This window comes from Ramlibacter sp., from assembly GCF_013697775.1.
Lineage (GTDB): Bacteria > Pseudomonadota > Gammaproteobacteria > Burkholderiales > Burkholderiaceae_C > Ramlibacter.
In genome coordinates, this window is record NZ_JACCWG010000299.1 from 1 (window position 1) to 14,752 (window position 14,752).

Here is a 14,752-nt window from a genome sequence, read left to right on the forward strand (position 1 = left end):
CCCTGCTGCCGCGCATGGCCGGCTGGCATGCGCTGGATGCGGACCACTACGGGATCATGAAAGGGAACTCTGCGCGCTTGATGGCCGAGACGATCAGCCAGAACACGGCCATCGTGCTGGCATGAGATGCATGGGCTGCCGCGGCCCGGGCGGCTTGGGCGCTCTGCCGCACCTCAAGGGTTGGCGGCTTCCTGCACGTCCGACGCGTCCAGGCCAAGCTGCCTGGCGTCGCCGCGCAGCGCATCGAGCGCTTGCCGCGCGCACTCGGCCTGTTCGGGCGTGACGGCTTCGGCCATGAAAACGATGTCGGTGCTGTCCGGGCGCAGGCCGGTCTTCTCGCTGTCCCGGTGGTTCAGCGCCCAGCACAACACCTCGTCCTGCTGCGCATACACCACCAGCCCGGGCCGCAGCGGCATGTCTTGCGCCTTACCCCCGAGCGGCGAGAAACGATCCGTTTCGGGTCGGCAGAACCTCAGTTCCAGCGGAGCATCCGCCAGCCTGCGCATGTCGTAGGCGCCCAGGCAGGCCATGTGGCGCAGCGACGCGGCGTTGTACAGGTCCACCGCGGCGACGCCCGTGTGCAGCGGCTTGCCGGCGATCGCGCGCCGGGCCAGCGCCTCGACGCTGCAGCGGTAGGCCGAGGCCTTCACGCCCATGGCCTTGTAGGCCTCGCGCCACTGGGCGATCACCGGCAGCGCCACCAGCGCCTCGTTGGTCGGCACGGCCTGGCGCAGGTGGGCAATGGATGCATCGAGCCGCAGGGCGGCCAACCCGGCAAGCGCTGCGCCAGCCGCGCCCTTCACTTGCAGGCCGAACACCTTCGTCGCGGGAAAGAGGCCGAGAACGTCCTCATGGATACGGATGTCGATCATGTTTTCCTCATGGCCACCACCATACCGGCCGTGACGATGGCAACGCCGACCAGCGCCGCGGCCGTCGGGATTTCGCCAAGGAGCACGACGGCCAGCCCGGTCGTGATGCAGGGCACCGCCGCGGTGAACAACGCCGTCTCCTGCGCGCCGAGCAGGGCCACCGCCCGCGTGTAGACGAAGATCGACACGACGCCCAAAAAGACGCCCTGGAACACCGCCTGGATCAGGATGTCGTGCCAGGCCGCGGCGGCCAGCGCCTTGCCGGGCAGGAAGAAGTACACCGGAAGGTAGACCGCCATCGAGAGCACGGCGACGATGGAGGCTGCGTGCGCCGGCGCGATCTTCAGCCGCTTGACGATGACGCCGTAGGTGGACCAGGAGATCGACGCCAGCAGCAGGCAGCCGTCGCCCGCCAGCTGCCGCGGGGTGGCACTTGCCCAGCTGTCCCAGGACATGGCCACGATGCCGGCCAGGATCATGGCCAGCCCCGGGCTGAAGCGCGGGGCGCCGCCTGCGGGCGGGCTCTTCAGGAACAACGGCGACAGGCGCACGGCCACGAAGGTGAAGAGCGGCAGCGTTCCGTGCAGGAGAACGGCGCCGTGGCTGGCCGGCGCCAGCAGGAAGCCCCCGTAGGCGAACAGGGCGAACCCGAGGCCGCCGAAGAAGGCCAGCACGGCCGCCTGCGGCCAGGTGACTGCGCCCAGGCGCTTGTTCAGCAGCACCGGCAGCAGCAGCAGCCCGCCGATGCCGAAGCGCAATGCAGCGACGTCGGGCAGCTTCAGCGCCGAGGAGAACCCGAGGCGGGACACCAGCGTGAAGCCGGAGAACAGGGCTACCACCACCAGCGCGCACAGCAGGCCCATGAGCCTGTCGCGGCGCGCGGCGGCCGACGCATGGACCGGCACCGCGACCGGATCGGTTCTGGATGTCATCGTGTCGTGCCTCCCTTTGCGCGGCCCAGTGTAGGTCCGTGCGCATGCCGCCCACGCATGCCGCTTGGCCGCTCAGGAATCCCGGTTGCAGAACACGGCGAGCTTGCCCAGGAGGATGTCGGGATGCTGGCGCACGGTCTTGCTGCCGGCGTTCAGCGCGGCAAGTTCCGCCTGCACCGTGGCCAGCAAGGCCGTGCCGCGCCGGATGGTGGTGAGCCAGGTGGTCCGCGCCGCGCTGCAGAGCGTCAGCTCGGTGCCGATGTCGAGGTCGTCTTCCAGCACGCCGGGCGCGTGGTAGGTGACGCTGAGCTTGTGCACGACGAGCAGCGTTGCGTGCTCGGTGCGCAGCAACGCGTACGACAGGCCGGCCTGTTTGAGCAGGTCGTGCCGCGCCCGCTCGGCCATGTCGATGTAGCGCCCGTGGTTGACGACGCCGCCCGAGTCGGTGTCCGGGTAGCACACGCTGTAGCGCAGGACATGCTTGGCCGTCATCGCGCCTCAGGAAAAAGAGAACTCGATCTTGTCGCGGATGCCCAGGTCGTCCAGCAGCGGCACCAGCACGCCATAGTCGCGTCGGATCCGTTTGCCGCTCAGCTCCTGCGTGATCCGGTCGACGAACGGGTTCCAGTCGCGCTGCTGCAGGTAGGGCAGCGTCGACGCCCAGAACCCGATATCGATCTCGGTGGAGTCGCGCAGCGCATCGGTGAAGAACACCAGGAACCTGCCTTGCGCACCGGCATCCAGTCCGCGGAAAACGGAGCGCGTGAGTTCGATGAACACGGGGCCGTGGGCGCTCTCGTCGCGCCGGTGCATTTCGGTGTGCATGCGGTTGACGGGCTGGATGGTCTCGTTGCTGGAGAGCAGCCGCAGGTATTCGTGAATGGTCGCTTCCGAGATCGCGGCATAGGCCATGCGGATCAGGGCGTGGTCGTGCGGCGTGCCGTGCGCGGCCAGGCGGGCCTTCATCCTGCGCGCCAGCAAGGGCTCGGGCAGCACGTAGCCGTGCAGCTGGTGGCGCTCGCGCGCGCTGTTGCAGACCTCCAGGCACATCAGCGTGTGGAACTGCTCATCCACCTGCACCTGCGCCACCACCTCCTGCACCCGCGCATCGAGCACGCCGGGAAGGGCGTGCTTGCGCAGCAGTCCGCACAGCGGCTGCACGAGGTCGTCCTCGACGAAGATCACCCGCTCGTTATAGGCGATCCATGTCGCGGCCAGGTAGCGCAGCCTGGCTTCGGTTCCCGCCTGCTCCACCACGCCGGTGAATTCGGGATCGCGCGCGAACGGAATGATCTCGATCGGGAAATCGGGGATGCTCTTGTCGTAGTACTGCGTGAGGTCGAGCCGCTCCTTGCGCACGGCGACCCGGTCGCTCCAGCTGCGCGAGAAGGCCTCCATCAGTTTCAAGGTGGCCGCCTGGGCGTCCGGGACCGCAGCGGTTGCGGCCATTTCAGCGCGCCAGCACCTGGCGCAGGGTGGCGCCCAGCGCCGCGATGCCGGTGTCGATCTGCGCCACCGAGGCGGTCACGAACGACAGCCGCATGGCGCGCGGGTCGGGGTCGCTTGCATAGAACGGCGCGCCGGGCACGAAGGCCACGCCGTTGTCCACCGCCTTGGGCAGCAGCGCCGACGCGTCCACGCCCTCGGGCAGCCGCACCCACAGGAACATGCCGCCGTCGGGCTTGTTCCAGCTCGCGCCCAGGCCGCCCAGCTCGCGCTCGAGCGCGGCCAGCATGGCATCGCGCTGCGCCTTGTACAGGGCGCGGATCTTGGGCACGTGGCGGTCCAGGAAGCCGTCCTTGATGACCTCGGCGACCATGCGCTGGTTGAAGATCGGCGAGTGCACGTCGGACGCCTGCTTCAGCTGGACCAGCTTGGCGCTCACCGCCGGCGGCGAGACCAGGAAGCCCATCCGGATGCCGGGCGACAGCACCTTGGAGAACGAGCCCATGTAGAGCACATTGTCCGGGTTGCGCGCCGCCAGCGGCGGCGGCGGCGGCGTGTCGAACCACACGTCGCCGTACGGGTTGTCCTCCAGGAGCGGCAGGCCGGCTTCGGCCGTGCGGGCGATCAGCTCGGTGCGCTTGGCCTCGCCCATGGTCTTGCCGGTCGGGTTCTGGAAGTTGGGCAGGACATAGAAGAAGCGCGCGCCCGGCGCCTTGCGCGACAGGTCGTCGAGGTCCACGCCGTCCGCGTCGTTGCCCACGGCCACGACCTCCGGCTCCAGCGGCGCGAAGGACTGCAGCGCGCCCAGGTAGGTGGGCATCTCCACCAGCAGTTTGCTGCCCGGGTCGATGAGCATCTTGGCGACCAGGTCGAGCGCCTGCTGCGAGCCGTTGGTGATCAGCACCTGGGCCGGATCGACCGGCCACGGCAGCATCCGGGTCACGGCCTCGCGCAGCGGCAGGAAGCCCTCGGTCGATGCGTACTGCAGCGCGGAGCTGGCGTCGTCGCGCAGCACCTTGGCGCACGCCGCGGCGATCTCTTCCACCGGAAACGCCTTGGGCGAGGGCAGCCCGCCGGCGAAGCTGATGATGCCGGGGCGATCCGAGAGCTTCAGCAGCTCGCGGATGGCGGAGAAGTTCATCCGGTCCATGCGCCGGGCCAGCGTCCAGGGCGTGGCCAGCTGGGAGTCGTTCAGTTTCATGGGGATCTCTCGCTCTGGTGGACTGCAAGCCTATGCGCGATCCCCTGCGGAATTCCTTAGCTCGGTTCCGGCATAACGAGGCATGCGGTGCTTGCGGGATGCGCATGTGCCTGCGCTCGCGTTGCAAAAACGCCAGAACTGTTCAGCTCGCAACCCGGCGTGCACTGGCGTACGCTCGAACGTGTCTGTGCATGTCGGATGACCGCTTCCCTGACAACGGTGTGTCCGGGCCAACCCGCCAGGGAAGAAGGGTGAACGATGAACAAGCTTGATGTCATTCTCCGCGCCGCCGCCTGCCTGTCCGGCGTGCTGATCGCCGGCTGCGGCGGAGACGGCGACGCTGCTCCAGCCGCGCCGATGGCCAGGGCCTGCGTCGCCGGCAGCGTGTGCGTGACCACGGTGGCCGGCACGGGCGAGTCCGGCAACGTGGACGGATCGGCGCAGGCCGCGCAGTTCTCGATGCCGCATGCGGTGGCGATCGACGCCGAATCGAACATCCATGTCGCCGACTACGGCAACAGCAACCTGACCCGCCTCATCGCCAACGGCAGCGTCACCACGCCGGCGCAAGACCCGCTCGCGTTTCCGCTGCCGGCCAACGAGGCCACCGACGGCAACGGCAACCGCTATGTCGCCGACAGCTACGGCAACCGCATCCTGAAAATGACGCCGGCAGGCGAGACGATCGTCTTCGCGGGCACCGGCCATTCGGGCGGTGCCGATGGCGACGCGTCCACGGCGACCTTCAGCATGCCGGCGGGCCTGGTGTTCGACGCGCAGGGCGCGCTGTACGTGGCCGACATGGGCAGCCGCAAGATCCGCAAGATCGTCATCGGCTGAAAAAACTGCCGCGATGCGCTCGATATGATCCGCCTCCATGGCACTTCACCAGATCGGCGCTCTCGTTCCGCTCACCCGGCCCGGCTGGACCGAAGCCGGCCAACACCTGCTTGCCGGACTCGAGCTGGCCGTTCGCGACGTCAATGACGCCGGCGGTATCGGCGGAACGCCGCTCGCACTCGTGGTGCGGGACACCGCGGCCGATCCGCAGAAGGCCGTGGCCGCCGTCGACGAACTGGCTAGCCTGGGCGTGGTTGCGCTGGCCGGGGAGTACCACAGCGTGGTCGCGCGCGCCGTGGCCGCCAGGGCCGACGCGCTCGGGCTGCCCTTTCTCTGTTCGTCGGCGGTGCTCGATGCGCTGACCGAACAGCCGACGCAATGGGTCGCGCGGCTCGCGCCGGCACAGTCGCACGGCTGGCGGATCTACGCGGACTTCCTGTTCGGCGCGGGCCACAGCCGGATCGCCGCCGCCACCCAGCCGAGCGTGTACTGGGCCTCGGGCGCCCGCATCCTGCGGGAGCACCTCGCATCGCGCGGCGGCACGGTCACCGAATTCGACATGGCTACGCTCACGCCAGCGCAGCTGTGCGACCAGCTCGCCGGCAGCGGCGCAACGGCCCTTCTTCTCCTGGTCGGCCACCCCGAGCCGGCGGTGCCCATCGTCAAGGCCGTCCGCCAAGACAAGCGGCTTGCCGGCATCATGATGGGCGCTCCGGCGGGCCCGCCGGAACTCCCGTCATGGGCAACGCTGCTGGGCGCCGACGGCGCCGCGATTCCCTTCCTGCGCTACCTGCCCGAACATCTCAGTCCCCTGGGCGTCCGGGTCGAGGCCGCGCTGCGCGGGCAGCTGGCCCAGTCACCGTCCTTCGTTGCTTTCGAGGGCTACGACACGATCGCCGTTCTCGCGGACATCCTGCGTTCGCACGGCACGGACCGGGCGCGCATCGCGCAGTCCTGGCCGCACCTGGCAGTGGAGGGCACCCGCGGCTCCATCCGCTTGTCGCGCGTGCCGGGCATCGGCGTGTGGCAATGGGCGTGGGCGCCGGTGCAGGTGGTGGATCGGAATCCGGCGGACCCGGATCGTTTCCGGGTCCTTCACGCCGGCTGAAACGATCAAGCGCTGAAGAGCGACTCAGCTTGACCGGCGAAAGCGAGTTTCCCTGACGCGAGCGCCAGTCCCGCCATGCGTAAATGGGAGAGGGTTAATCTGCCCTTCCATAGAAAGCATTCCATTGAAAAATTCGATCATTCTGGCCCTCGCAACGGTGGCCTGCGCCACCGCCTTCGCACAAGCGCCCGCCGGCGTCGTTCCCCGTCCGTCGGGGGAAGCAAATCCCACCGCATCGGGTGGCGCGGCCGCCGCCAAGGCTGAGATGAAGACCCAGGCCAAGACGGGCGCGATGCCGATGGCTTCGGGGATGGGAAGCACCAGTTCCACGGAAATGGGCATGGGGATGAAGGGCATGGACGCCAATGGCGACGGCATGATCTCCAAAAAGGAATGGCAGGCCCATCACAACATGATGTGGAGCAAGATGAAGACCAAGAACGGCATGGTGCCCATGGCCGACATCGAAGCCATGATGAAAGCCGGCGGACCTAACTGAACAGCCGGCCATCTGCGCCCGTGCGAATTCCGGGCAGCGAGATAACCACTTCGGTGCCCATGCCAGCGCCGTCGCTGGTTGCACGTACTTGACCGCCGTGTAGCTCGACCAAGCGCTTGACAAGCGCCAGGCCGACGCCCAAGCCGCCTTGCGAACGCGCTGCAGTGGGCTGGCCCTGCGTGAACAATCTGAAGGCCCGGGCGATTAGCGCCGGCGGCATGCCGATGCCATTGTCCGCCACGGTGATGACGACGTCGCTGCCTGCCGCCTGGAGTTTCAGGAGGATGTGTCCGCCGGGCTCCGTGTATTTCGCGGAATTGATCAGCAGGTTGGTCACGACCTGGACCAGCCGCTGGTGGTCGCCGGTCACGAACAGGCTTTTTTCCGGAACCCGGATGTTGAGTTCGTGGCCTTTTTCGGTCAGCAGCGGCCGCGCCTGTTCAACCGACTGGCTGAAAACCTGCTTGACGTCCACATGCATCTTCTTGATCTCGACCACATCGCGGGACAACCGCGCAGCGTCCAGCAAATCTTCCACGAGACCGCTCATTTGCGCGACCTGGCGATTGAGCATCCTGCTCGTGCTCTTCACGAGTTTTCGTCCGAGTAGCCGACCGATAGCAGGTGTGCCGCCGCACTCATTGGCGCGAGCGGGTTGCGCAGCTCGTGGGCCAGCATCAGCAAAAACTCGTCCTTGCGAATGTCGGCCTGCACCAGTTCGTCCGCATGCCTCTTGCTCTGCTGGAAATCGAGGTCGAGCCGTGAATTGGAGAGCGCAAGTTCGCTGATGTTCTGCAGGTAAGCGCCATTGATCTCCAAAAGGTAGACGACCGCGAGGACCGAGAATCCAAACAACGCACCAGCTCTTCCTGCGTACCATCCGAAATTGTCCCGGTGCCCGGCCAGCATGGTCAGGGCGTTGTCGCAGATGAGCGCAACCACGAGAATGCCGAGCCACACATGCAAGGTCTTGCGAAAGCCGCTCATCTTCCACAACACGGCCAGTGTCGCCAGAAGCAGGAGTTCGATGCCCGGAGCCAGCCCCATGCTGATGATGCGGCGGTAGTCCCCGCCAACGTCCAGAACGGGCAGCGCCGTATGGTAGACAAGCACCATTGCGCTGGTTGCCGCCAGGGCGAGCGCAAGCCACACGGCCGTCTTCACCACCGCTTGCCTCTGGTGCCTGGCGGACAAAAGGAAGCTGCTTTTTGCGAGTGCGAGATGAAGCACGCTCAGTGCGGGAACGAAGTGCCAGAAAAACCAGAGCCAGATCGTCGTTTGGGGGCCGCCGGCCAGGCGCACGTCCTCGACGCGAGCTGCATGACAAGCACCGCGGCGGTGTAGAGGTAGCCTGCACTCAGGTGCAGCAAGGCCACTTCGCGCACCGCCCGGAAGTGGCCGTACATCAGGAAAGCCGTCAGAAGACACGTCGCAATGGCTGCGGTCTGGTAGATGGCAAAAAATCCTGGGATTTTGGGCAGGGGCACGCTGGCGAAGGGCGACAGGAACGCCGTGCCGACCAGCAATACCACGCAGACGACGAGGGCCCACCGGCGCTGCACCGGAGTGCTGTTGCGCAGGGCTCCCCCTGCCGCCAAGGGAAAGGACGGGGCGGGCCCGAACAGGTGCCCGCGGGCATCGAATTGAAAAGCAGACACGTGGACGCAACCTGTTGCCAGAGGTGCGACAACTTGGAACCATGCGCAAGTACGTTGACTTGCGCGCCAGCTCGAGCACGAAGCAAGCTGACCGTCATTCGAGGCAGGATTCATTCTAGGACCCTGATTTGCTGCTTGAGTTCTAAATTTACAAAGAGGTGACGAGGCGGGGGCGGCCCGTAGGCACCCCTTGAAACACGCCGCCCGAGGCGGCCTGGTCCAAACAGGCGCAAGATGCGCCTTTCGCCCCGAGACGGACAATCAGCTGTGGAACCGTCCGGCGCAAGCACCGGAAGCCCAACATGATCAGCACGAGCGCACAGGCACCCTTGCCTGAAGACCGCGGCACGTTCGTCTCCACCGACATGGCGGCACTGGCGTCGCACATGGACGCCTGCAAGCAGTCGCAAGGCCATTTCTTTTCGCTGCGTTCGGGCGGCGGCGTGCTGCGCGTGCTGGTTACGTCGCGCATCGTCAGCACCGGCGCGCTGCTCGGCGCCGCGGGTCTGGCGCTGCTGCTGTACTTCACCTGAAAACCGCGGATCGCGCCGGCATCGACTGGCTGGAAGCCCTCACGCCGTATGCACGCGACGTGCTGCAATCCGCGGGCGGAATCGAGCCGCCCATTCGCGCGGAGCTGTTCGGCCTGCAGCGCTTCGGGGAGCACGGCCGCAGCCTGGCCGCCGCGCAGGTGGTCCAGGAGGACGGTGGCCGGCGCGGCCCGGCGTTCTTTCCGCGGCTCGAACAGAACCTGAAGGCGCTGCGCCGGGCCTACGACCAGGTCGCGATCACCTCCAGCAGCGGCCACTACGTCACCCCCGCGGCCGACTGGCTGCTGGACAACTTCCACCTGGTCGAGGCGCAGCTCGAACAGATCCGCGAAGGCGTGCCAGCCCGCTACTACGCCGAATTGCCGAAGCTCGCGCAGGCGCCGCTGGCCGGCCTGCCGCGTGTGTACGGCATTGCCTGGGCGTATGTCGCCCACACCGACAGCGTGCTCGACCCCGAAATCCTGGAGGCGTTCCTGAACGCCTACCAGGAGGTGAGCGAATTGCGCCTTGCCGAACTCTGGGCATTGCCCACCACGCTGCGCGTGGTGCTGCTGGAGAACCTGCGCCGGATGGCGGACGAGATCGCGTCGGGCAAGGTGGCGCGCGAGCTCGCGCACGCCGTTGGCGACCTCGCCGCCAGCGTGACCGAGGCCCAGCTCGACCTGCTCGATGCCCAGGTCACGCGCGTCGGCCTGCGGCGGGCTTGGCTGGCGCAGCTGTGGCAGCGGGTGCCGGCCGACGGCGCCGAGAGTTCGTCGGGCCTGGCGAAGTGGATGGAGAAGAACTGTCCCGACGGGCCGGCCCTGGTGATGGAGAGCCAAAGCGCCCAGGTCACGGCCAACCTCACGGTGGGCAACATCATCACCACGCTGCGGCTGATCGGGCAGCTGGACTGGGTGGAGCTGATCGAGCCGGTGAGCCGGTCGCTGCAGGCACTGCGCCAGCTCCCCAGTTTCGCGCACGAAAGCGAGGCCACGCGCCAGCAGATCACGCGCGCGATGGAGCAGCTCGCGCGCCAGAGCCGCAAGCCCGAACTGCAGGTCGCGCAAGCTGCGGTGGCGATCGCGCAGGCCAGCACCGGGCCCGCCGTGGAACGCACGGCCGGCTATTACCTGATCGGCGAGGGCAGGGACGCCCTGGCGGCCTCGCTGGGCCTTCCCGCAGGCCGGACCAAGGCCAGGAACCTGCGCCTGCCGCTGTACATCGGCGCCATCGCGCTGGGCACCATCGTCCTGCTCCTGCTGGCCTCGCGCCGGCTGGACCTGCAGGGCGCGGCAGGCGCCGTGTTCCTGTTCCTGCTCGCCTGGCCGGCGAGCGAAGCGGCCGCCTCGCTGGTGCACCGGCTGCTGGCCGAATCGGTGAAAGTGCAGCTGCTGCCGGGGCTGGAACTGGCAGAAGGCATCCCGGCGGCAAGCGCCGTTCTGGTGGTGATCCCGGCGATGCTGACGGCCCCGGCGTCGACCCGCTCGCTGCTCGGGCAGCTGGAGCGCCACTGGCTCGCCAACCGTGAGCAGCACGCCCAGTTCGCGCTCCTGACCGACTGGACCGATGCCGATGCGGCCACCCTGCAGACCGACGCGCCATTGCTGGCCGATGCGCTGGCGCAGGTGGATGCGCTCAACGCGCGCCTGCCCGCCGGCGAGGGCGCGCCGCCGCGCTTCCTGCTGATTCACCGGCCTCGGCGCTGGTGCGAAACCCAGCGGTGCTGGCTGGGATGGGAGCGCAAGCGTGGCAAGCTGGAGCTGCTGGTGCGGGCGCTGGCAACCGGTGGGTGGGAAGGCCTGGAGCCGCTGGCGCCGGCGCTGCGCCTGCAGCAGGGCATACGGTTCGTGCTGACGCTCGACAGCGACACCGGCTTGCCACCAGGGGCGCTGCGCGAGCTGGTGGCCGTGGCCGACCATCCGCTGAATGCGCCGCGCGTCGACCCCGCCAGCCGCCGCGTCGTGGCCGGGTACGGCATCCTGCAGCCGCAGCTGGTCACGCCGCTGACGCCCGACGGCAGGAACACGCGCTTTCACCGGCTGTTCGCCGGCCAGGCCGGCATCGACCCGTACAACAGCGCGGTCTCGGACGTCTACCAGGACCTGTTCGGCACCGCCAGCTTCAGCGGCAAGGGCCTGCTGAACGTGCAGGCCTGCCATGCTGTGCTCGACGGCCGGCTGCCCGGCGAATCGGTGCTGAGCCACGACCTGCTCGAAGGGGCGATCGCCCGGTGCGGCTACGTCAGCAACGTCTCGCTGGTCGAGGAGTTTCCGCAGCACCCCGGCGTGGCGGCGTCGCGCCTGCATCGCTGGACGCGGGGCGACTGGCAGTTGCTGCCGGTGATCCTCAGGGCGCGGACTTACGGCATCGACGCGCTCGGACTGTGGAAGATGGGCGACAACCTGCGCCGCTCGCTCGTGCTGCCCGCGTGCGCGGTGCTGCTCGGGCTGTCGGTGTTCGAGGGATCGCTCGATCCGGTGAGCGCGATCGTGATGGTCTTCGGCGCACTGCTGGCGGGTCCGTTGCTGGGCGCGCTGGCGGGGCTGGTGCCCACGCGCGGCGGCATCGCCTGGCGCCACTTCTTCCATGTCGGCAGGGCGCAGCTGCTGCGCGCGCTGGCCGCCTCGGCCTGGCAGTTCAGCCAGCTGGCGGCGCAGGCCGTGCTCCTGTCGGGCGCGATTGCACGCTCGCTCTGGCGCATGGCCGCCAGCCGGCGCAAGCTGCTGGAATGGACGACGGCGCAGCAGGCGCAGGCCAGCGCGCGCGACCACCTGCCGGCCTTCCTGCGGCAGCACGGGTTCGCCTCGCTGCTGTGCGCCGCGCTCGCGATCGCGTCGCTGTGGGGCCGGCACCCGGTGGCCGGCGTCCTCCTGTTCTCGCTGTGGGCCTGCTCGCCGCTGGTGGCCTGGTGGTCGGCGGTCCCCCAGGGACGCACGCCGCTGGCGGACCTGCGCGAGCGCGACCGGCTGTACCTGCAGGAGCTGGCGCGCGACACGTGGCGCTTCTTCGAGCGCACCGTCGGCGCCGAGGACAACCACCTGCCTGCGGACAACCTGCAGCTGGTGCCGGAGCCGACGGTGGCGCACCGCACCTCGCCCACCAACATCGGCCTGTACCTGGTGGCGGTCTGCTGCGCCCGCGAATTCGGCTGGATCAGTACCGGCGAGCTGACCGCGCGCCTGCAGGCGACGCTCGACACCATCGACCGGCTGCCCCGCCATCGCGGGCACCTGCTGAACTGGTACGACACCCGGACCCTGGAGATCCTGCCGCCCGCCTACGTGTCCACCGTGGACAGCGGCAACCTCGCCGGCCTGCTGCTGACGGCGGCGCAGGCGTGCCGTGCGCTGGCGCGCGCGGGCACGGACGGCGGCGATGTGCGGGCCGCATTGCTGGTGCTGGCGGACCGTTCGCGCGAACTGGCCATGGGAATGGACTTTCGCTGCCTCTACGACGGCAAGCGGCACCTGTTCCACATCGGCCTGCGCGTTCAGGAACAGGCGCTGGACGCCAGCTACTACGACCTGCTCGCGTCCGAATCGCGGCTGACCAGCCTGCTGGCGATCGCCAAGGGCGACGTGCCGCGCCGGCATTGGTCCGCGTTGGGCCGGCCGTTCCTGTCGGTGGGCGTCGCGGCGGGACTGAAGTCGTGGTCCGGCTCGATGTTCGAGTACCTGATGCCTTCGCTGCTGCTGCCCGAGCCGGTCGACGGCCTGCTGCATTCCGCCGCCTGCGCCGCGGTTGCCGAACAGCGCGCCTGCGGCGACGCGCTCGGGCTGCCCTGGGGCATTTCGGAATCGGCCTATTTCGCGCAGGACCATTCCCTGGCCTTCCAGTACGGGCCCTTCGGCGCGCCGCGGCTGGCGCTGCGCCGCACCCCGCTGGCCGAGCATGTGGTCGCGCCGTACGCCACGCTGCTGGCGACCATGTTCGAGCCGCACGAATCCGCGGCCAACCTGCAGCGGCTGCAGGAGCTCGGGGCGCGCGGCGAACTCGGCATGTTCGAGGCCCTGGACTTCACCGCGTCGCGCCAGCCGGCAAGCCAGCATTACAGCGTCGTCGAAACCTTCATGGCGCACCATCAGGGCATGGCGCTTGCCGCGCTGTGCGACGTGCTGTGCGACGGCGCGCCGCGGCGCTGGCTGTCGGCCGACGCCATAGTCGCGGCGCACGAAGTGCTGCTGCACGAGAGCACGCCCCGGCAGATCGTGGAGAGCGCCGACCCCCGGCGGCCGCCCGCACCCGGCAGCAGCGCGCAGGCGCCGCTGTTCCAGGCCCGCAAGGTCGAGCCCGCCACCCGTGGGTGGAAGCCGACGCACCTGCTGTCCAACGGCCGCTACAGCGTGGCCCTGCGTCCGAACGGCGCGGGTGTGAGCCGCTGGCAGGGGCAGAACATCACCCGCTGGCGCGACGACCTGCTGAGCGACGACTTCGGCAGCTTCTTCTACGTGGTGCGCGCGCAGCGCCCCGTGCCGGTGTCGCTCACCTCCAGTCCTGCTCCCGGGGCCAACTGGCGCTACCAGGCGCGCTTCATGGCCGACCGGGTCGAGTTCGACGCGCAGGGAGACGACCTGGCCTGCGGCGTCACGGTGCTGGTCAGCCCGGAAGACGACACCGAGCTGCGCGTCGTGACCTTGCGCAACACCGGCAAGAGCACCTTCACCTGCGAGCTGGTGTCCAGCTTCGAGCCCGTGCTGGCGGCCGCCGCGGCCGACGAGGCGCACCCCGCGTTCTCCAACCTGTTCATCCACTCCAGCTGGCAGCCCCAGGCGCGCGCCCTGGTCATGACGCGCAGGGCGCGCCTGCAAGGCGACCCCGAAATCGCCGCCGCGCATTTCCTGGCCGGCGTGGACGGCGAGCTGGTTTCGGTGGACTGCATCACCGACCGCCGCGCGTTTCGCGGGCGCAACCGGGCGGTCGCGGATCCGGCGCTCGCCGCCCAGCGCATGGACGGCGAGGGCGCGCCCGTGAACGGCCTGGACCCGGTGGCCTGCCTGCGCGTGCGGGTGCGGCTGGCGCCGGGCGCGATGGCGCGCCTGACCTTCGCCACCACAGCGGCGCCGCAGGCCGCCGAGCTGGGCGCGCGCATCGACAGCTACCGGCAGCCGATGCACGTGGAGCGCGCGGTGCGCATGGCGGCCACGCTGGCGCAGGTGCGGCTGCGCGACCTGGGGCTGTCGCCCGGCGAGAACATCGCGCTGCAGGACTTCACGACCGCGCTGATGTACAGCGCGCCCCGTGCCGCGCCGGAAAGCGGTGCGATCGACCAGCGGCAGCTCTGGCGCTTCGGCTTGTCGGGCGACAAGCCGATCCTGCTGGTGCGCATCCATTCCGCCGACGGCATCCCACTGCTGCGTTCGCTGCTGCGGGCGCAGCCCTGGTGGACCTTCGGCGGACTGCCGGTGGACATGGTGGTCCTCAACAGCGAGCCCAATTCCTACCTGATGCCGCTGCAGCGCGACATCCTGGCGTTGCGCGACCGACTGCTGCAAGCGGTGCGCAACAGCTTTCCGGGCAGCGGGGAAGCCGGCTTCTTCCTGCTGCGCAGCCAGGAGGTCTCGGTTTCCGAGGCGGCGGCCCTGGCCGGCCTGGCGCGGGTGATCCTCACCGCCGACGGCCGCCCGCTGGAGGCGCAGGCGGCGGCCCGGCGCGCGCTGTGGGCG

13 protein-coding genes are annotated in these 14,752 nt (G+C 69.0%); 5 read left to right on the top strand and 8 right to left on the bottom strand.

The window, feature by feature from the left end; genetic code table 11:
• Positions 1 to 173: 173 nt before the first annotated feature.
• From H0U68_RS15045 to H0U68_RS15065, 5 genes are all read right to left on the bottom strand, one after another.
• Positions 174 to 872 (bottom strand): phenylalanine--tRNA ligase beta subunit-related protein, encoded by a 699-nt coding sequence (locus H0U68_RS15045; RefSeq protein WP_296356967.1) that lies wholly within the window; start codon positions 870 to 872, stop codon positions 174 to 176.
• On the bottom strand, positions 869 to 1,804 hold the full coding sequence (locus H0U68_RS15050) for a DMT family transporter (protein ID WP_296356969.1): 936 nt from the start codon (positions 1,802 to 1,804) through the stop codon (positions 869 to 871). The genes H0U68_RS15045 and H0U68_RS15050 overlap by 4 nt, the downstream gene beginning before the upstream one ends.
• A 72-nt stretch (positions 1,805 to 1,876) precedes the next feature.
• A complete protein-coding gene (locus H0U68_RS15055) occupies positions 1,877 to 2,296 on the bottom strand; it encodes a hotdog domain-containing protein (RefSeq protein ID WP_296356970.1) in 420 nt (139 codons plus the stop codon).
• Between the two features lie 6 nt (positions 2,297 to 2,302).
• Positions 2,303 to 3,253, bottom strand: coding sequence for a diiron oxygenase (locus H0U68_RS15060; protein ID WP_296356972.1), 951 nt, complete (start codon positions 3,251 to 3,253; stop codon positions 2,303 to 2,305).
• A gap of 1 nt (position 3,254) precedes the next feature.
• Positions 3,255 to 4,451 carry a PLP-dependent aminotransferase family protein gene (locus H0U68_RS15065; RefSeq protein WP_296356974.1) on the bottom strand — a complete coding sequence of 399 codons (1,197 nt, stop codon included), beginning with the start codon at positions 4,449 to 4,451 and terminating at the stop codon, positions 3,255 to 3,257.
• A 258-nt stretch (positions 4,452 to 4,709) separates the two neighbouring features.
• Between H0U68_RS15065 and H0U68_RS15070 the strand changes: the two genes are divergently transcribed.
• The 3 genes from H0U68_RS15070 to H0U68_RS15080 all read left to right on the top strand — a co-directional run bounded on the left by H0U68_RS15070 (position 4,710) and on the right by H0U68_RS15080 (position 6,898).
• Complete coding sequence (locus H0U68_RS15070) at positions 4,710 to 5,291, top strand: hypothetical protein (protein WP_296356976.1); 582 nt, start codon at positions 4,710 to 4,712, stop codon at positions 5,289 to 5,291.
• 37 nt (positions 5,292 to 5,328) lie between these two features.
• On the top strand, positions 5,329 to 6,399 hold the full coding sequence (locus H0U68_RS15075) for an ABC transporter substrate-binding protein (protein WP_296356978.1): 1,071 nt from the start codon (positions 5,329 to 5,331) through the stop codon (positions 6,397 to 6,399).
• Positions 6,400 to 6,523: 124 nt separating this feature from the next.
• Complete coding sequence (locus H0U68_RS15080; RefSeq protein ID WP_296356979.1) at positions 6,524 to 6,898, top strand: hypothetical protein; 375 nt, start codon at positions 6,524 to 6,526, stop codon at positions 6,896 to 6,898.
• On the opposite strand, the gene H0U68_RS15085 is transcribed toward H0U68_RS15080, so the two are convergent.
• Genes H0U68_RS15085 through H0U68_RS15095 form a run of 3 tightly spaced genes read right to left on the bottom strand, consistent with a single transcriptional unit; the run spans position 6,891 to position 8,556 of the window.
• Entirely contained in the window at positions 6,891 to 7,490 is a 600-nt protein-coding gene (locus H0U68_RS15085) for a HAMP domain-containing sensor histidine kinase (RefSeq protein ID WP_296356981.1), read from the bottom strand. The two genes, H0U68_RS15080 and H0U68_RS15085, sit on opposite strands and share 8 nt — an antisense overlap.
• Complete coding sequence (locus tag H0U68_RS15090; protein ID WP_296356983.1) at positions 7,487 to 8,200, bottom strand: MASE4 domain-containing protein; 714 nt, start codon at positions 8,198 to 8,200, stop codon at positions 7,487 to 7,489. The genes H0U68_RS15085 and H0U68_RS15090 overlap by 4 nt, the downstream gene beginning before the upstream one ends.
• Positions 8,131 to 8,556, bottom strand: a complete 426-nt coding sequence (locus H0U68_RS15095) for a hypothetical protein (protein ID WP_296356985.1) — start codon at positions 8,554 to 8,556, stop codon at positions 8,131 to 8,133. The genes H0U68_RS15090 and H0U68_RS15095 overlap by 70 nt, the downstream gene beginning before the upstream one ends.
• A gap of 302 nt (positions 8,557 to 8,858) precedes the next feature.
• Here H0U68_RS15095 and H0U68_RS15100 point away from each other — a divergent pair, with 302 nt between their 5' ends.
• A complete protein-coding gene (locus H0U68_RS15100) occupies positions 8,859 to 9,089 on the top strand; it encodes a hypothetical protein (protein WP_296356987.1) in 231 nt (76 codons plus the stop codon).
• Between the two features lie 59 nt (positions 9,090 to 9,148).
• On the top strand, positions 9,149 to 14,752 hold a 5,604-nt coding region (locus tag H0U68_RS15105), incomplete at its 3' end, for a glucoamylase family protein (RefSeq protein WP_296356989.1).